Raw genomic sequence first — 17738 nt, 5'->3', positions numbered from 1 at the left:
GGCGTTCGCCGCGCGTCAGATCAAGGGACGACGAAGGTCGGCAACAGCGTTACGCGGCTGAACGCGGTCGCGCCGCCGAGAACGGTGATGTACCAGGTTCCGGCTTGCGGATTGGTGGTGAACACCACTTCGTTGTTGCCGGTCCGGATCGAGCGCAGATCGTAATCGCTGGTGGTCGCCGGCGCGCCGCGCTTGAGGTACAGCGAGACATCGCCGGTGCCGCCTTGAGTGATGACTCGCAGGTTGCGTGCGCCGGCCGGGATGTCGATCCGGTACACCTTGGCCTGGCCGGCTTCACCGGAGACACGGACGATTTCGGAGTTGGCGATCGGCGTGGCATCGCTACCCGCCGCGGTGATCGCCACCGAAGCCTCGGCCGCGTCGTTGCCGGCCACGGTGTCCTGCGAGGTCGTGGTGCCGGCGACGGCGAGCTTGACGCTCTTGCCGGCCAGATCGGCGGTGGCGGTGGCCGACAGCGTGAAGGTGGCGCTGTCGTTGGCCGCCAGTTGCGCGATGTCGCACGCCACCGAGGTCTTGCCGTTGGCGATCTGCGGTGCATCGCAGGTCCAGCTCGCGTTCGGCGCAGTCACGCTCAGCGACGGCACTTCGGCATCGAGGGCGAAGCCCACGCCGACCGCGTCGGCGCGGCCCGGGCCGTGGTTGCTCGCCACCACCGAGTAGCCGTAGCTCTGGCCGACTTGCGCCGTGGCGGCGTTGGCGGCCGCGGTCACGCCCAGATCGGCGATTTCGCGCGGGACCAGATACGTCACCACCGGGTCGTGATCGGACAGGCGCGAGGGCGAGTCGGCCAGGTTGCGGTTGACCTCCGGATAGTCGGCGTTGATGCGCGCATGGGCGAGCTGGATCGAGCCGGTGCTGACCACCATTTCCTCGTTGACCAGCACGTGATCCAGGCTTTGCGCATTGCCGTCGAACACGAAGGAGTAACGCTCGCTCGGGTCGGAGATGCTGGCCAGGTTGATCAGGTTCGGATCGACCAGATCGGCGCCGTCGCCCGGGACCACGGTCTCGTTGTCCGGGGTGGGCGTGCCGGTGATCACGTTCATCGCATCGACGTAGCCGTCGTTGAACTCGAACGCGTTGAAGTCGCCCAGCACCAGCAAGCGCGTGGCCGGGTTATCGGTCTGGCGCTGGTTGAGGTAGGTGGCGAGGAACTCGGCCTGCGCCTGACGCTTGCGGCGAACGCGGTCGCCGGAGTTCTGCGCGTCTTCGGTATCGACGTCGTTGAGCGAACGTTGGTGCACCAGCACCACGCTGATCGGGAAATCGCGGCCATCGGCGTAATGCACGACCGCGTCCAGAGCCAGCGGCGGACGATCGTTGAGCGGCTTGGTCGAGCCGGTCGGATCGGTCCACTGCGTGTCCTTGCCGATCTGCGTAACCGACGCCACGTCCACGCGCGGCTTGCCCGGCAGCACTTCGGCGGTCTTGACCAGATAACCCACGTCGATACCGCCGACGTCGTTGCCTTCCATCAGGTAAGCGACGTAGTTCGGATTCGGCTGTCCCGCAGTGACCGCGTCGGCGTTGATGCGCGCGGCCAGATCCTGCAGCGTGGTCAGGTTTTCGACTTCGACCGTGCCGAGGATGTCCGGGGTCTTGAGGTAATCGCGGATGCCCAGCGAGGCTTTCTTCTTGCGCTGGTCGTAAGCCGCGGCGGTGAGGACCGGATCGTCGGTATTGGGATCGTTTGCAGTATCGAAGAACCGCTCCAGGTTGTAGCCGGCCACCGAAACCGCATTGGGATCGACCGTCTCCACCGCCGCGTGCGGCGCCGGGCCCGGGGTCACGTTGACCGTCGAGGCCGGATCGACCAGCAGGGTGTAGCGGCGGAAGCCGTAATCCAGCGGACCGGTCATGCCGGTGATCACCGCGCCGTTGGCGACTTCAAGCTTCGGCGCGCCGAGCGCGTCGCTGTCCACGGTCATCAATTCGGCGTTGCCGTCCCAGCGCGGGATCGGCGGCGAGGTGCCGCCGCCCGGGATCGGCGTGCCCGGCTGGATGCCCGGCTCGCGGAACGGACGCGGCAGGTCGCCGATCACGCCATGGAAGATGCCGTTGCTGGTGCCGGTGGCGTTGGGCTCGTTGGTGCTGCCCTTGGTCGGCGCGGTCACGGTGAAGCTGGGGATCGACACGCGCATCGCTTCGAAGCGCTCGAGCGCGTCGAGCGGCGAGGTCGGCAGCACCTGCGGCAACACCACCGGAACCGGCAACGAAGCGGTGCCGGTCTGGCTGTAGGTGGCGAAGCTCAGCTCGGTCAGCGGCAGCTGGCCCAGGTCGGCGGTCGGGATGAACTCGACCACGGTGCCGCTGACGCGCACGCGGTTGCCCACCGTGGCCGCCGCGGTCGGCGCGGTGCTGGTGAACACGTACACGCCTTCGGAGGTGGCCGGATCGGCATCGGCGTCGGCGTCGCTGGCCTGGATGAAGAAGCCGTTGCTCTTGCGGCCGGTGACCACGCCTTCGGTGGTGACGATCTGACCGGTCAGCGGCGAGGTCGCGCCGTTGCCCTGGATGTCGTGGATCGGAACGATGACCACATCGTCGTTGACGATGGTGGCGGTGGCTTCGGCGAAGGCCGGCGGGACCGGCAGGCCGCCGCTGACGACCTGCACGCGCAGCTTGAAGGTTTCGCTGGCTTCCTGGACGGTGTCGCCGCTGACATCGACCGCGACGGTCGCGCTGCTCTGGCCTTCGGCGATGGTCCCGGTCAGGGCCGACACGGCGGTGTAGTCGCTGCCCGCGGTCGCGGTGCCGTCGAGGGTCGAGGCCGACCAGGCCACGCCGCCGGCGCCGGCCGGCTGGCTCAGGCTCAGGGTGAACACGAACGAAGTAGTGCCGCTGTTGCCTTCGTCCAGCGAGACGTCGGCGACGCTCAGCACCGGCTGATTGCCGCCGCTGCACGCGAACGCCGGCGAGGCGCTGTTGCGCGGCGTCGGCGCGGCGATGTCGAAGTCGTTGAGGTTGACGTCGGTGTCGGTGCAGCCGTTGTTCTTGCGGATGGCGGCGGTGGTGTTGCTCATCACCGGCGTGGGTTTGTCCCCGCCTTCAGAGCAGTTCGCGGTCGGGCCGATGCCGACCAGATCCACGCGCGTGGCCGGGCAGGCGCCGGTCAGTGCGGAGCTGTTGTTGACCAGCGCGACCTTGGCGGTCGAACCGGACATCGCGATCGGGCTGCCGTTGGGTGGCGCCGGAATGACGTCGGGGGTCGGCAGCGGATCGGTGCCGCCGGTGCCGTCGGCTTCCTTGATCAGGAAGTAGCCGCCGGGCGCGATCGAGCCGGTCAAGGGCGTGACCGTCCAGTTGCCGGTGCCCGTGGCGGACTGATACTGCACGCTCCAGCCGTTCAGACTGACCGCGCTGGCGCCGTTGTTATGCAGTTCGATGAAATCGCTTTTGTAGCGCGCGCCGGAGTTGCCGCCGCCGCCGTAAACCTGACTGATAACGACCTGCGCCTGCGCCGATCCGGCCGCGGCGAAGGCCAATACCACCGCCGCCAAAAGGCGGCTCGTGCGCTTGTCCATGTTGTTCCCCAAGTGAGCGTCTGCCCGACCTCCCCGGTCGCAGACGGCTGGATTGTGCACGAATACTCACTTTCTGGCGTTGCAGTGCGATGACTTCACATGATCTGCGTCACGCCTGGGCTGCCGTATCGGTGCGTTCGAGCCCCGCGCAGTAACGCAGTGGCGCGTATTCAGCCAGTGCGATGCTGCGGCGCGGCAGGCCGGGGACCGCCTTCGCGTGGAAGCGGCGGCGCCCGCAGGCGCCGCCGCAAGCCGTCCCTGTCAGGGCTGCGGCGCGGTCAACAGCGTCGTGGCCTGGGCGCCGTTGTCCCCAGGCTGGGTTTCAGCCGCTTGCGAGGTCGCCGAGACCGCCAGATCCAGGCCGGTGCCGGCCTGTTCGGCCAGCGTCGGCACGAACACGCGCAAGACCTCCTGCTGCCCGTTGTAGCCCGGCGCCAGCAGCGCGAGCGAGCAGGCCACGCTGCTGCGTCCGGCCTCCACGCGCGCGCTATCGCAGGTCCAGCCCGCGGGCGCGGTCACCCGCACCTCGCCCACGACTTGCGACCACGCCAGCCCCAGGCCGACGTTGCGGGCGATGTCGGGGCCGCGATTTTGCAGGCCGATCTGATACTCCAGTTCCTGCCCGGCGACCGCGGTCTGCGGCGCGGTGGTCCACAGGTTGAGGTCGGCGTGCGAGCGCGGCACCAGCCGCAGATGCAACGGATCGGTATCGGAGCCGCGCATCGGCGAGCCGGAGAAAGACCAGCTGAGCGGGAACGCGGAGTTGATGCGCGCGCGCTGCACCTGTACCGAATCGACCGCCGCGACCATGCGTTCGTCGATCAGCGCGTGCTGCAGTTCCTGGCGCGTGCCTTCGACGATGGAGGAATAGCGCTCGCCCACGGGGCTGAAGGTATCCGTGTCGATCAGGTTCGGCTCGACCCGATCGACCCCGTCGCCCGGCACCAGGGTCCACAAGGGATCGCTGGGTTGGCCGAGCAGGGTGCCGAAGGGATCGGTGAAGGCATCGCTGAAGGCATGCGCCTGCAGATCGCCGAGCAACAACAGCGGCAAGGCGTTCTCGCCCTGCTGGTGCTGCTGCGCCCATTGCGCGATGTACTCGGCCTGGGCGTGACGGCGCAGACGCAGGCGCTCGCCGTCGCGGCTGTCGGCCTGGCTGCCGGCGATCGGCGCGAGCTTGACCAGCACGATGCGCGCATCGAAGCGGCCGCGGTTGCCATGCACGCTCACGTCCATGGCCAGCGGCGGTTGCTCGAACAGACGCAGCGATTCGCCCCACGGAAACTCGTAGCGATCGTCGCGGGCGAGTTGCTCGGTGTGCTCGACCACCACGCGCGACGACGTCTGGCGCTGATCGCTGCGGACCAGGAAACCGATCTGCGTCTGCAGCGGATCGGGCGCGTCGATCAGCACCGGCCGATACAGCGGATCGGGCAGGCCATCGGCGACCGCGCGCTCGTTGCTCATCTGCGCCAGTTGCTGCAGCAAGGCCAGATTCTCGAAGCCGCTGACCGCGACGATGTCTGGCGCGCGCAGCGAGCCGGCCACGCCTTTGGCGATGACGAGCAGACGGTCGTACAACGCCGACGGATCGGTTTGCGGCTGTCCCGAGTTGGGCGGACTGACGGCGTCGTACAGCGCGCCCAGATCGTAATGGGCGATTTCGACCGGCGCCTGCGCATCGTCGCCGGCCTCGACGCCCGCCGGCTGTCGCGCCGGCGTCAGCAGGTGGATCGTAGCGGCGTTCTGCTGGATCACCGTGTAGTGCCCGCTGCGTTGATCCAGCGGCCCGACGATGCCGAGCACGCGCGCGCCGACGCTGACATCGAGGGCTTGCGAGTGAGCGTCGTCGCTGTCCACGCCGAGCACTTCCAGGTTGCCGTCCCAACGCGGCAGCCAGCCCACCGGTTCGCCGTTCTGCAGCGCCGGCAGCGCGCTGCCCATCTCGCGCACCGGCGGCGTCGTATCGACCGGACCATCGACGACGTAGAACAGCCCGTCGCTGGCCGGACGCAAGGCGCCGTAGTCGAACGCGCCGGTCGGCCCGACCACCAGCGATTCGCCGAGCGCTACCCGCATGCCTTCCAGCGCTTCATACCTGGTCACGCCGCCCAGCAAGGGTTGATTCGCCACCGGCGGCAGGCCGCTGGGCATGGCGATGTCTTCCAAGGTCGCGCCGTCGATCACCGTCATCGAGCCGCGCTGCGGATGATCGCCGGGGCCGTACAGCTCGGCGACCGTGCCGGATGCGCGCATGCGCCAACCCATCAGTATTTCCTGCGCGCCTTCGCGGGTTTTGACGAACACGCCCTCGGAGGTCTGCGGATCGGCGTCGGTTTCGCTCGCCGGCGCCTGCAGGAACACGCCTTGCGACGTCACCGCGGTGACGATGCCTTCGGCGTGGACGACGTGGCCGATCATCGGCGAGCGCTCGCCCGAGCCCTGGATGTCGTGGATCGCGGTGAGCACCGGGTCGTCATCGACGATCAGCGCTTCGGTGTCCAGGCGCGTGCCGCCGTTTTCGTCCGCGAACGCGCCGGAGAGAATGTCCACCTGCACCTTCACCGTTTCGTCCGGCTCGTGGCGGGCATCGCCGCGCACCAGCAGGTCGAAGCGCGCCTGCGCCTGGCCTTCGGCGATCGTGCCGCTGGCGTCGACCGGCTGATAGTCGTCCACCGCGGTGGCGCTGCCGCCCGAGACCGTGGTCGCGCGCCACTTCACCCCGCCCGGGCCGGCCGGACGATCGAGGTTGAGCTGGAACGCCAGGGCGCGATAGTCGCGATGGCCTTCGGCGCCTTCGGCGCGATTGACCGTCATGCGCGGCGGCGGCGCGCCGGTGTCGTCGTCGAGGATGGTCGCCTGGGTGTTGAGATAGTCGCCGTTGGCCGTCACCGCGCCGCGCAGGGCCTTGACCTGGATCAGGACGGTTTCGTCCGCCTCGGCCACACCATCGGCGCGCACCGGCAGGGTGAAGGTGCCGCTGATCTGCCCCGGCTCGATCCGGCCGCTCAGATTGATGGCCTGATAGTCCTCGCCGCTGGTGGCGGTGCCGCCGTTGCTGAAGGCGCTCCAGTCCACGCCGCTCGTGCCGGCCGGGCGATCCAGGCGCAGTTCGAACACGAACGGCGTGGTGCCCAGGTGGCCTTCGGGCCGGCTGATCGCTTCGACCGACAGCTTCGCCGGCGGCGGCGGACACACGTAACGCGTCGAGGACGCATTGCGCGGCGTGGTCGTGCCGACGAGGAAGTCGGCGGCGTTGGACTGGCTGTCGGTGCAACCGTTCTGCTTGCGCAACTGCGATTGCAGCGCCCCGGTGGCGACTGCGACCGGCTGCGCGCCTTCGGCGCAATCGGCCGAACCGTAACCGACGAAGTCGATCAGGCCGGTCGGGCAGGCGAGGTTGAGCGGGGTGTTGTTGGCGACCAGCGCGACCTTGCCGGCGGTGGTCGCCATCGAGGTCGAACCGGTGGCGTTGGCGCTGGGCAGGGCGCGGCCGCCGGTGCCGCTGCGTTGGCGGACCAGATAGAAGCCGCCCGCCGGAATGCTTCCGGTCAGCGGCGTGCGCTGCCAGTTGGCGCCCAACTCGGCGTATTGCACGCTCCAGCCGCTGAGGTCGACCGCGGCATTGCTGTTGTTGTGCAACTCGATGAAATCGGCGATATAGCCGGCGCTGGTGTTGCCGGCGCCGGAATAGACCTGGGAGACGACGACCTGGGCGCCGGCCGGGCCGGCCAGGGCCAAAGCGATACCCGCCGCGAGTGCGCGGTTGGCAAGTGCATGCATGAGTTTCCCCTTTAGTAGTGCGCCCGCGGACAGGACGACACGGCCTTGTGTCGCGTCGGGCGGGCTCGGCGATTATGCCGCCGGGCTGTCGCAATACCCGCGAATTCGCACGAAAAGCGTCATAGCAAGCGCGTCACTTGAGCACACAGCGTTGCCGTGTCCGAGACCCCCGCGCCGGGACGGATGCGCTACGCTTTGCGCCCCTGCCGCGAGCCCCGCCGATGTCCGTCGAGAAGAACCAGCGCGAACTGGAAAGCGGTATCCATACCGACCTGCACGGACGCATCACCTACGGCGGCTATCTGCAGTTGGACAAACTGCTCGCGGCGCAGCAGCCCTTGTCGCAGCCCAGCCATCACGACGAGATGCTCTTCATCATCCAGCACCAGGTGTCGGAGCTGTGGATGAAACTGATCATCCACGAGCTGCGCGCGGCGATCGAACACCTGCGCCTGGATCAGGTCTGGCAATGCCAGAAAGTGCTCTCGCGCTGCAAGCAGGTGCTGCGCCAGCTGACCGAACAGTGGTCGGTGCTGGAGACCCTGACGCCGTCGGAATACATGGGTTTTCGCGAGACCCTGGGGCCGTCGTCGGGCTTCCAGTCGCTGCAGTACCGCACCATCGAGTTCATGCTCGGCAACAAGAACGAGGCGATGCTGCGCGTGTTCGCGCACGACCCGCAGGGCCAGGCCACGCTGGAAACCGCGCTGGCCTCGCCGAGCCTGTACGACGAATTCCTGATGTATCTGGCGCGTTTCGGCCACGCCATTCCCGACGCTCACCTGCGCCGCGACTGGCGCCATCCGCACGTCAGCGATCCGGCCTTGCAGCCGGTGTTCGAACGCATCTACGAAAACACCGACGTGTACTGGCGCGAATACGCGCTGTGCGAAGACCTGGTGGACGTGGAAACCCAGTTCCAGCTGTGGCGCTTCCGCCACATGCGCACGGTGATGCGCATCATCGGCTTCAAGCGCGGCACCGGCGGCTCCAGCGGCGTGGGCTTCCTCAAGCAGGCGCTGGAACTGACCTTCTTCCCGGAGCTGTTCGAGGTGCGCACCAGCATCGGTCTGGCGGGCGATTCCGGAAGCTATTGAGTCCGGACGCCGGGTGCTGGGATTGGGCGGCGGAGCGCCGGCGCGCACCGATCCGCTCCCGCCGCATAGCCCATCCAGCGTGACAGTTGTCACCCGATCGCCGCACGAAGACACCGCGAACCCCGAACTTCGCCCCTGCGGCCGCGCAAAATCCATCCCCATTCAGGGGTTTAGGAGCGCGAATGTTGCGCCGCAACACGTCTCGCCAAGCTTCACAAAGGTTTGACGGGACCGGTCCGCACCGGTAAATCTCCCCGACCCGTGCCGTCGGCGTGGGATTTTCATTCAGTTTCCACACGACAGGGGACACCGCATGAGCGGAGCCGCGACATCCATCCAGGGCCAGGCGCCCATCCCGGAATTCGAACAGCGACTCGGGCATCCCAAGCCCCTGTGGATGCTGTTCATGACCGAGTTCTGGGAGCGTTTCGCCTTCTACGGCATCCGATGGGCGCTCGTGCTCTACATCGTGGCTCAGTTCTACAACGGCGACGGCGTCGGCCAGGCGCCGGCCAACCGCGTCTACGGCGCCTACCTGGCGCTGGTCTACGCCGCGGCGATCTTCGGCGGCTACATCGCCGACCGCGTGCTGGGGTATCAGCGCTCGATCCTGCTGGGCGCGGCGATCATGTCCGCCGGTTTGTTCATGATCGCGATCCCGAACGAACAGGTATTCAAGTTCGGCCTGGCCACGATCATCTGCGGCAACGGCCTGTTCAAGCCGAACATCTCGACCATGGTCGGCAAGCTCTACGCGGTCAGCGATGAGCGCCGGGATTCGGGCTTCACCATCTTCTACATGGGCATCAACCTCGGCGGCTTCCTGTCGCCGATCCTGACCGGCTGGCTGGCCGAGCAGGTGTTCGGCACCTCGGCGATGCCGGCCTACAAGATGGTGTTCCTGGCTTCCGGCGTGGGCATGCTGATCAGCCTGTTCTGGTTCTGGTTCGGCCGCCGCCAGCTCGAAGGCATCGGCCGTCCGCCCGCCGACAGCCAGGGCAAGCAGAAAGTGCTGTACGTATTCCTCGGCGCGCTGGCCGCGATTCCGGTGGTGTATTTCCTGCTCGCGCTCGGCGCCGGCACCTTGCAGTGGGTATTGCTGGCGATGTTCGTGGCGCTGTGCGGCCTGCTGTTGTTCGAAGGCTTCCGCGAAGGCTCGGCGCAGCGCGACAAAGTGATCGCGATGCTGATCATCTTCACCTTCAACATCCTGTTCTGGATGTTCTTCGAGCAGGCCGGCAGCTCCTTCACCTTCCTCGCCGATCAGATCGTCGACCGTCAGTTCAGCGGCGGCTTCGTATTCCCGAACGCGTGGTTCCAGTCGGTGAATTCGCTGGCGATCATCGCGCTGGCGCCGATCATCGCCTGGATCTGGGTGGCGATGCGCAACTCCAATCCCTCGATCCCGCGCAAGTTCGGCCTGGGCCTGATCTTCAACGGCCTGGCCTTCCTGTTGCTGGTGGTCGTGCTGACGCCGCTGGTGGTTCCGGCGATGGGCCTTGAGAGCCTGCCGTCGTGGTTGAAGTGGGCGCCGTCGGTGTCGCCGGGTTCCGCGTTCGCCGCGGCGCCGGGCAAGATTCCGTTCTGGTCGTTGTTCATGGTCTACGTGATCCAGTCGGTCGGCGAGTTGTGCCTGTCGCCGATCGGCCTGTCGATGGTGACCAAGCTGGCGCCGGTGCGCCTGGTCGGTTTCGGCATGGGCGGCTGGTTCCTGTCCACCGGCATCGGCAACAACCTGTCGGGCATCTTCGCCGGCGAAGTCAGCGGCGAGAAGGGCATGAGCACGGCGACGGCGCTGACCGGTTACGGTTTCGGCTTCATGGTTCTGGTGGGCGCGGGGTTGTTGTTGTTCCTGATCGCGCCGCTGGTGCAGAAGTTGATGCATGGGGTGAAGTGATCGCCTTGCGCTGATTGCGGCGATCGTTGTGTTCGAGAACGGCAGCTCAGGCTGCCGTTTTCTTTTGGTGCGGGACTATTGGCGGTGGCTGCTGCGGTTGTTGCTGTTGTACTTGCAGTTGCAGTTGCAGTTGCAGTTGCTGTTGCTGTTGCTGTTGCTGCTGATGCTGAGATTTTGCTCTGGCTTTGCTCTGCCGTTGCTGTTGCTGTTGCTGGGCGCAGCTTGTAACTCGCGAGACCAGGGACACCCGGAGGGCGGCGCACATGGACGTGCGCCGGGTGCCACCTTGGGCAGGATGCCCAAGGTGGCACCTGCCTGCGCAGGCACCGCACTCGTGGCTCTTGATGCGAAACAGCTAAAGCCCTTTCTTTGGTTACTTTCTTTGTGGCTTTGGACAAAGAAAGTGACCCGCCGCTCCATGGCGGAAGCTTTAGGCGTTTGATCTTGCTTCTGCTCCTGCTTAAGGCTTTTTTGCTCGTCATTCCCGCGAAAGCGGGAATCCAGAGACTTGAATCGTTCTCGCACGAAAGGCACTGGATTCCCGCTTTCGCGGGAATGACGGTAGGAGGGAGTGCGTAGGTTTGGGTGCTTCGATCAGAGGCTTCGGGTTCTTTAGAAGCTTCAAGCAAGATCAAATGCGACAAGCAAGATCAAACGCTAAACGCTTCCGCCATAGAGCGGCGGGTCACTTTCTTTGTCCAAAGCCACAAAGAAAGTAACCAAAGAAAGGGCTTTAGCTGTTTCGAGTCAAAAGCCACGAGTGCGTAGCTTGCGCAGGCAGGTCCCGCAGTGGGCATCCTGCCCACGGCGGGACCCGGCGCACGTCCATGTGCGCCGCCCTCCGGGTGTTCCTGGTCTCGCGAGTTACAGGCCGCGCCCAGCAACAGCAACAGCAACATCAAAGCCGAAGCGCACAGCAAAGCGAAGCCGAGGCAAAGCAAAGTCTTAGCAACGGCAACGGCAACGGCAACGGCAACGGCAACCGAAGCCGCCATTGCCAGCGCAATTTCAAATGGGATTGTGGCGGCAGCGCAACCGCAAAGCGGACTGCGGTTCTCGCCAAAACCACGCCGGCGCCCGCAAGGTCAGGGCGCGGCGTTCAATGCCGGAAGCGACAGCGCGCACCACCCGGCGCCGACGACAGCAAGCACGACGCTCAGCGCTTATCCGCCGCCATCTCCGCCTCGGCCTGCATCTCCAGCTCATCCAGCCGGTCCAGCAGACGAAACAGCGCGTCGCGCTCGGCCGATTCGATCCCCGCCAACAACCGCTGCTCGAAGGCCAGCGCCATCGGCGCGACCTCGTCATAAATCTTGTAGCCGTCCGGCGACAACCGCAGCACCGAACGGCGACGGTCGTCGTCGTGGGTGTCGCGCTCCAGGCGGCCGGCCTCGGTCAGGCGGGCGACGGCGCGGCTCACCGCGACTTTGTCCATCGCCGTGCGCTGCGCCACTTCGTTCGCGGACAAACCGGGGAAGCGGCCGAGCACGGCCATCACCCGCCACTCGGTCACGCTCAGCGCGTAACGCTCGGAATAGACCCGCGCGATCGCACTGCTGACCCGGTTCGACAACACCGACAGGCGATAGGGCAGGAAGTGGTCCAGGTCCAGCTCCGCGTGCCGGGCCGCGCCGCTGCGCGCGGCGGCGCGGACGGGGGGCGCGGTCGGGCCGGGGCCGGCCTGTTCAGGGTCGGAGGGGGCGGTGCCGGCCGGGCCGGACTGTGAGGTCGGTCGATTCATGCTGCACTGTGCCTTGCTTATGGTTTCATGTGAAACTATAACGACCCTTTCCCTGAGGCCGTCCGCAGCGGATCCGGCCGCCACCCGAGAACAATGCCATGAATGCACAGCCCAACCTCGGCATGCAGGTCACCACCTTCGAAAATCCGCTCGGCATCGACGGCTTCGAGTTCGTCGAGTTCGCCGCCCCGGCCGGGCAAGGCGAGATGCTCCACGACTATTTCCGCCGCCTGGGCTTTACCGCCGTGCTGCGCCACAAGTCGCGGCCGATCACGGTCTATCGCCAGGGCGGGGTGAACTTCCTGGTCAACGAAAGCCCGGACAGCTTCGCCTCGGCCTTCGCCGACGCGCACGGCCCCTGCGCGGCCGGGTTCGCCATCCGCTTCAAGAAGCCGGCGGCCGAAGTGCTCAAGGCGGTGCTCGGCAACGGCGGCGAAGCGGTGGGCGAGCGCGCCGACACCCGCGTCATCGACGCGCCCGTGGTCAAGGGCATCGGCGACTGCATGCTGTACCTGGTCGATCAATACGGCGACAAGGGCAACGCCTACGCCGACTACGAGCCGATCCCGGGCGCGGACCAGAACCCGACCGGGTTCGGCCTGACCTTCATCGACCATCTGACCCACAACCTGTACTTCGGCAACATGCAGAAGTGGTCGGATTACTACGAGCGCTTGTTCAACTTCCGCGAAATCCGCTACTTCGACATCAAGGGCGTCAAGACCGGCCTGGTGTCCAAGGCCATGACCGCGCCCGACGGCGTGGTGCGCATTCCGCTCAACGAGTCCAACGACCCCAAGAGCCAGATCAACGAATACCTGGACGCCTACAAGGGCGAGGGCATTCAGCACATCGCCTGCTTCACCGACAACATCTACGAGACCGTCGAGGCGATGCGCGCGCAGAACGTCGATTTCCTGGATACGCCGGACACCTATTTCGATGTGATCGACCTGCGCGTGCCCAATCATGGAGAGGACGTCGCGCGGTTGGCCAAGAACAAGATCCTGATCGACGCCGACCCGGAGACCCATCAGCGCAAACTGCTGCAGATCTTCACCAAGAACGCGATCGGCCCGATCTTCTTCGAGATCATCCAGCGCAAGGGCAACGAAGGCTTCGGCGAGGGCAATTTCCAAGCCTTGTTCGAGAGCATCGAGCGCGATCAGATGCAGCGCGGCGTGCTGTAATAAGCGCCCACCACGCCGCGAAGGAATCGCCATGCTGAAAGAACTCGTCGATCTGCTGACGTCCCGGGAGCTCGAGCCTGCGGAACTGGAATCGACCGTCGCCGCCATCGACGGCGCGGCGGACGATCCGGATATGGATTGGCTGTACGAGCCCACGCCGGAAGAACTGACGCAGACCGCGATCATCTTCAAGCTCCGCGATTTCATCGCGGTCGGCGACAAGATCGACGAAGTGCATGAGCAGATCAGCGATTTCTTCGCCGAACCGCTGCCGGATTATCCCTTGCACGAAGACGGCCGCTATTTCCTGCCGGACGAGTATTTCCTCTGGCTGGATCAGCAGTTGATCCAGCGCGCCGGGGACAACGGAGGTTACGAATTGCTCCTGCTCGGCCAGCATTACAGCGAGGAATTGCACGCTGTCGCGGTGCTGCGCGCCGATGCTCCGCGGACTTTGCAGCTCGCGACCGAGCTGGCATTGACCGTCGAGCGTGCGACCGAGCGCAGTCTGGCCTGATCGCGGAGATTCAGGCCGCCAGGATGTAACCCGCATCACCACCGTTTGCGTCACGCCGCCGCCGATGCCGCGGCATTCAACCGCCCAGCGAGCCCGTATGAGCACCGCAGCCAACGACATCGACAACGTCATCCCGATGCCCAGCACCGACAGCCTGCGCCAGAATCCGCGCGGCTACATGAGCGGGTTCGGCAACGAATTCGCAAGCGAAGCGGTGGCCGGCGCGCTGCCGGAAGGGCAGAACTCGCCGCAGCGCGTGGCGATGGGCCTGTACGCCGAGCAGCTCAGCGGCACCGCGTTCACCGCGCCGCGCAAGGAAAACCGGCGCAGCTGGCTATACCGCATTCGTCCGGCGGCGATGCACGGCACGTTCTCGCTATACCGGCAGCCGCAGTTCCATAACGAGTTCGGCGACGGCCCGGTTTCGCCCGACCAGTTGCGCTGGGACCCGCTGCCGTTGCCGCAGGCGCCGGTCGATTTCCTCGATGGCCTGTACACGATGGCCGGCAACGGCTCGGCCGCGGGCCAGCACGGTTGCGGCATCCATTTGTACGCCGCCAACCGTTCGATGGAAGGGCGTTATTTCTACGACGCCGACGGTGAGCTGTTGATCGTGCCGCAACAGGGTCGCCTGCTGATAGGCACCGAGTTCGGCGCGATCGAGGTCGAGCCGTTCGAAGTGGCGGTGATTCCGCGCGGCGTACGCTTCCGCGTCGAATTGCCCGACGGCGCTTCGCGCGGCTACGTGTGCGAGAACTTCGGTGCCGCGCTGCGCCTGCCGGACCTCGGCCCGATCGGTTCCAACGGCCTGGCCAATTCGCGCGATTTCCTCACCCCGCACGCGGCCTACGAGGACATCGACGGCGAGTTCGAGCTGATAGGCAAATTCCAGGGCCACCTGTGGCGCGCCGACATCGGCCACTCGCCGCTGGACGTGGTCGCCTGGCACGGCAACTACGCGCCATACAAATACGATCTGCGCCGCTTCAACACCATCGGCTCGATCAGCTTCGACCATCCCGATCCGTCGATCTTCACCGTGCTGACCTCGCCCAGCGACACGCCCGGCACGGCCAATATCGATTTCGTGATCTTCCCGCCGCGCTGGCTGGTGGCGCAGCACACCTTCCGGCCGCCGTGGTTCCATCGCAACATCGCGAGCGAATTCATGGGACTGGTGCATGGCGTGTACGACGCCAAGGCCGGCGGCTTCGCCCCGGGCGGCGCTTCGCTGCACAACAGCATGACCGGACATGGGCCGGATGCGGAGACCTTCGAGAAAGCCTCGCATGCCGATCTGAGCAAGCCGCATGTGATCACCGACACCATGGCTTTCATGTTCGAGACGCGCGCAGTGATTCGTCCGACCGCGCAGGCCTTCGATGCGGCGCACCGGCAGCGCGACTATCAGGCGTGCTGGGCGGGGCTGCGGAAGCATTTCGATCCGACTCGGAAAGAGTGAGCGAAGCGATCGCGTCGCATCGTCGATGGCTAGAAAACGACAACGCGCGGCTTCGGCCGCGCGTTTTGTTTGAGCTGCCATCGCCTTCGAGGTCTTTTGTGGGAGGGGCTTCAGCTCCGATGCTTTTCGATCGGAAGTGGTGAAGTTCCAAGCGATCGGAGCGAAGAGCATCGGAGCTGAAGCCCCTCCCACAAAAGACCTCGTGGATTCGCGGTTTCGCCATTCGGCTTAACCCGCCGCCGGCGACGCCGGCTTCGATCCAGCCCGCTTCTCGCCGCGTTCACGTAAAAACGCTAGGCTGCTTCGGCCATTCGAATCGCGCCCCGGGCGCCGGAGTTCCGCCGATGACACACGCGCCGACGACCTTCGCACCGACCCGCACCGCTTTGCTCGCCGCGATGCTGCTGAGCCTGGGCCTGAGCGCCTGCCAGCGCGAGGCGGCACCGACCGCAGCCGCGCCGGCGACGCCCGCGGCGGACACCGCGCCGGCGGTCAATCCGGCGCCGATCACCGACCAACCCGCGGAAAACGTGCCGCCGGCGACCGCGCCGGTATCCAATCCTCCGCCGGCCGCGAGCAGCACGCTCGCGCGCTTCGACGGCTACGGCGACATGCGCTTCGGCATGAGCGTGGAGCAGACCAGGCAGGCCTGGGGCGGCGAACTCAAGGGCAAGCCCTCGGCCGACAGCACTTGCTATTACCTGCTGCCGATCTGGGCGAGCAATGCGCGCGAGTTCGGTTTCATGGTCGAAGACGGCAAGTTCGCGCGCGTGGACGTGGGCGGCGAGAAAGAAGTCGCGCCCGGCGGCGGCAAGCGCGGCATGAGCGCGGACGAAATCCGTCGTCTGTATCCGGGCAAGGTCGAAGAGCAGCCGCACAAGTACGAACAAGGCGGCAAGTATCTGCGCGTGGCCGATCCGGCCGGCGGCGCGGGCGTGCTGGTGTTCGAAACCGGCGCCGACGGGAAGGTCGGTCACTGGCGCATCGGCGTGCCGCCGCAGGTGGATTACGTCGAGGGTTGTTTCTGATGGCTCGCTCCCGGCACGGTGGCCGTCGCCGCCGGCATTGACGGCCGGCGGACGAACCGGCCCGGCCGGGCATAGAATCGGGTTCGGAACGCTCGCGCCCGCAGCGCGCGAATCATTGATCGCAAGGGGATGACCGCCATGTTCGAAGCCGTCGGCTTGTTCGTATTGGGCCTGTTTCTGCTGGCTCTGGGCGGCGATTCGATCGTCAAGGGCGCGTCCGGCCTGGCCCAGCGCTTCGGCGCCTCGCCGTTCGCGGCCGGGCTGGTGCTGGTGGCCTTCGGCACTTCGCTGCCGGAACTGGCGGTCAATCTGCAGGCGGTGCTGCGCGGCCAGCAGGCGCTGGCGCTGGGCAACGCGGTCGGCAGCAACGTGGTCAATTTCGGCCTGACCCTGGGTCTGGCCGCGCTCGCCGCGCCGCTGGTGGTGCGTTGGCGGGCGTTGGCGCCGCTGTTGCTGGTGCTGCTGGTGGGCACCGTGGCGGTGATCGGCCTGGGCCTGGACGGCGCGCTGAGCCGGGCCGAGGGCCTGGGCATGATCGTGGTGTTCGTCGCGGTGGTCGCCTTCGCGGTCGCGCGCACACGCCGCGAGGCGCCGGAGCTGCAGGAGGCGATCGCCGCGTTCGCGCAGACCCAGACCCATCTGGGGTTGAACCTGGTGCGGGTGTTCATCGCCGCGGTGCTGCTGCACATGGGCGCGTATCTGATCGTCGGCGGCCACGGGCTGTGGAGCTTCGCCGCCGCCGCGCCGGCCGTCGCGGGCGGTTTCGGTTCGCCTAACGCGGCGATTATCGGCGCGGGCCTGGGCCTGTCGCCGCTGCTGACCGGCCTGTTGCCGGTCGCGATCGGCACCGCGCTGCCGGAAGTCGCCGCCGCCATCGCCGCGGCGCGGCGCGGGCAGGGCGACATCGTGGTCGGCCACGTGATCGGTTCGAGCCTGTTCAATCTGCTGATCGTGCTCGGCGGCATGGCCGCGCTGCACACGGTGCCGTTGCCGGAATCGTTCGTGCGTTTCGAACTGCCGGCCGCGGCGGTGTTCGCGCTGATGCTGTATCCGATGCTGCGCGGCGATCTGCGGGTGAGCAAGCGCGAGGGCGGGATTCTGCTGGTCGGTTTGCTGGTGTGGGTGGCGTTCGAGTTGGTGATGTTGCATCACTGATCGGGTTCGGATCGAAAACCTCACTGCCTAGAGGCTTGTCTCCCTCTCCCGCTTGCGGGAGAGGGCTGGGGTGAGGGCGCGCGTCGCAAGCCGAATCCTGCGCGCCCTCATCGCCCCCCCGCCTTCGCGGGGGGCAGGCTCTCCGGGCGCCTTCTCCCGCAAACGGGAGCAGGGACGAGCCGCGCATCCACAAACCCCATGCAACCCTCACCCCCTATTACTGCGTAGCGGCTTGTCTCCCTCTCCCGCTTGCGGGAGAGGGCTGGGGTGAGGGCGCGCGTCGCAAGTCGAATCCCGCGCGCCTTCATCCGCCCCCGTCTTCG

11 protein-coding genes are annotated in these 17738 nt (G+C 66.6%); 8 read left to right on the top strand and 3 right to left on the bottom strand.

All coding sequences use genetic code 11. The features are described from left to right. Positions 1-20 precede the first annotated feature (20 nt). A complete protein-coding gene (locus tag LG3211_RS19310; RefSeq protein WP_057944250.1) occupies positions 21-3545 on the bottom strand; it encodes a lamin tail domain-containing protein in 3525 nt (1174 codons plus the stop codon). A gap of 261 nt (positions 3546-3806) precedes the next feature. After that, on the bottom strand, positions 3807-7328 hold the full coding sequence (locus tag LG3211_RS19305) for a lamin tail domain-containing protein (RefSeq protein WP_083512673.1): 3522 nt from the start codon (positions 7326-7328) through the stop codon (positions 3807-3809). Positions 7329-7549: 221 nt separating this feature from the next. Here LG3211_RS19305 and LG3211_RS19300 point away from each other — a divergent pair, with 221 nt between their 5' ends. From LG3211_RS19300 to LG3211_RS26530, 3 genes are all read left to right on the top strand, one after another. Further along, positions 7550-8425: a tryptophan 2,3-dioxygenase gene (locus tag LG3211_RS19300; protein ID WP_057944248.1), complete on the top strand. Its 876-nt coding sequence runs from the start codon at positions 7550-7552 to the stop codon at positions 8423-8425. A 313-nt stretch (positions 8426-8738) separates the two neighbouring features. Continuing rightward, a complete protein-coding gene (locus LG3211_RS19295) occupies positions 8739-10322 on the top strand; it encodes a peptide MFS transporter (RefSeq protein WP_057944247.1) in 1584 nt (527 codons plus the stop codon). Between the two features lie 28 nt (positions 10323-10350). Beyond that, entirely contained in the window at positions 10351-10764 is a 414-nt protein-coding gene (locus LG3211_RS26530; protein ID WP_057944246.1) for a hypothetical protein, read from the top strand. Positions 10765-11478: 714 nt separating this feature from the next. On the opposite strand, the gene LG3211_RS19285 is transcribed toward LG3211_RS26530, so the two are convergent. After that, positions 11479-12063, bottom strand: coding sequence for a MarR family winged helix-turn-helix transcriptional regulator (locus LG3211_RS19285; protein WP_083512672.1), 585 nt, complete (start codon positions 12061-12063; stop codon positions 11479-11481). 98 nt (positions 12064-12161) lie between these two features. Here LG3211_RS19285 and hppD point away from each other — a divergent pair, with 98 nt between their 5' ends. The 5 genes from hppD (at position 12162) to LG3211_RS19260 (ending at position 17415) form a co-directional block, all read left to right on the top strand. Further along, positions 12162-13253 carry a 4-hydroxyphenylpyruvate dioxygenase gene (gene hppD / locus LG3211_RS19280; RefSeq protein ID WP_057944245.1) on the top strand — a complete coding sequence of 364 codons (1092 nt, stop codon included), beginning with the start codon at positions 12162-12164 and terminating at the stop codon, positions 13251-13253. A gap of 31 nt (positions 13254-13284) precedes the next feature. Continuing rightward, positions 13285-13770, top strand: coding sequence for a hypothetical protein (locus tag LG3211_RS19275; protein WP_057944244.1), 486 nt, complete (start codon positions 13285-13287; stop codon positions 13768-13770). A 178-nt stretch (positions 13771-13948) separates the two neighbouring features. Beyond that, positions 13949-15232, top strand: coding sequence for a homogentisate 1,2-dioxygenase (hmgA, locus tag LG3211_RS19270; RefSeq protein ID WP_187313206.1), 1284 nt, complete (start codon positions 13949-13951; stop codon positions 15230-15232). A 398-nt stretch (positions 15233-15630) separates the two neighbouring features. Beyond that, positions 15631-16260, top strand: a complete 630-nt coding sequence (locus tag LG3211_RS19265; protein WP_057945603.1) for a hypothetical protein — start codon at positions 15631-15633, stop codon at positions 16258-16260. 138 nt (positions 16261-16398) lie between these two features. Next, positions 16399-17415 (top strand): sodium:calcium antiporter, encoded by a 1017-nt coding sequence (locus LG3211_RS19260; protein WP_057945602.1) that lies wholly within the window; start codon positions 16399-16401, stop codon positions 17413-17415. The last annotated feature ends 323 nt before the right edge of the window (positions 17416-17738 follow it).

Origin of the sequence: Lysobacter gummosus (genome assembly GCF_001442805.1) — a bacterium.
Lineage (GTDB): Bacteria > Pseudomonadota > Gammaproteobacteria > Xanthomonadales > Xanthomonadaceae > Lysobacter > Lysobacter gummosus.
The sequence above is the reverse complement of the archived record's forward strand: the minus strand, read 5'-3'. Positions and strand labels throughout refer to the sequence as shown.

Excerpts from the sequence above, each read along its gene's own strand:
- hmgA (WP_187313206.1), top strand. The coding sequence starts at position 13,949 with ATGAGCGGGTTCGGCAACGAATTCGCAAGCGAAGCGGTGGCCGGCGCG.
- LG3211_RS19300 (WP_057944248.1), top strand. The coding sequence starts at position 7,550 with ATGTCCGTCGAGAAGAACCAGCGCGAACTGGAAAGCGGTATCCATACC.
- LG3211_RS19260 (WP_057945602.1), top strand. The coding sequence starts at position 16,399 with ATGTTCGAAGCCGTCGGCTTGTTCGTATTGGGCCTGTTTCTGCTGGCT.
- LG3211_RS19305 (WP_083512673.1), bottom strand. The coding sequence starts at position 7,328 with ATGCATGCACTTGCCAACCGCGCACTCGCGGCGGGTATCGCTTTGGCC.
- LG3211_RS19285 (WP_083512672.1), bottom strand. The coding sequence starts at position 12,063 with ATGAATCGACCGACCTCACAGTCCGGCCCGGCCGGCACCGCCCCCTCC.
- hppD (WP_057944245.1), top strand. The coding sequence starts at position 12,162 with ATGAATGCACAGCCCAACCTCGGCATGCAGGTCACCACCTTCGAAAAT.
- LG3211_RS19295 (WP_057944247.1), top strand. The coding sequence starts at position 8,739 with ATGAGCGGAGCCGCGACATCCATCCAGGGCCAGGCGCCCATCCCGGAA.
- LG3211_RS19310 (WP_057944250.1), bottom strand. The coding sequence starts at position 3,545 with ATGGACAAGCGCACGAGCCGCCTTTTGGCGGCGGTGGTATTGGCCTTC.
- LG3211_RS19275 (WP_057944244.1), top strand. The coding sequence starts at position 13,285 with ATGCTGAAAGAACTCGTCGATCTGCTGACGTCCCGGGAGCTCGAGCCT.
- LG3211_RS19265 (WP_057945603.1), top strand. The coding sequence starts at position 15,631 with ATGCTGCTGAGCCTGGGCCTGAGCGCCTGCCAGCGCGAGGCGGCACCG.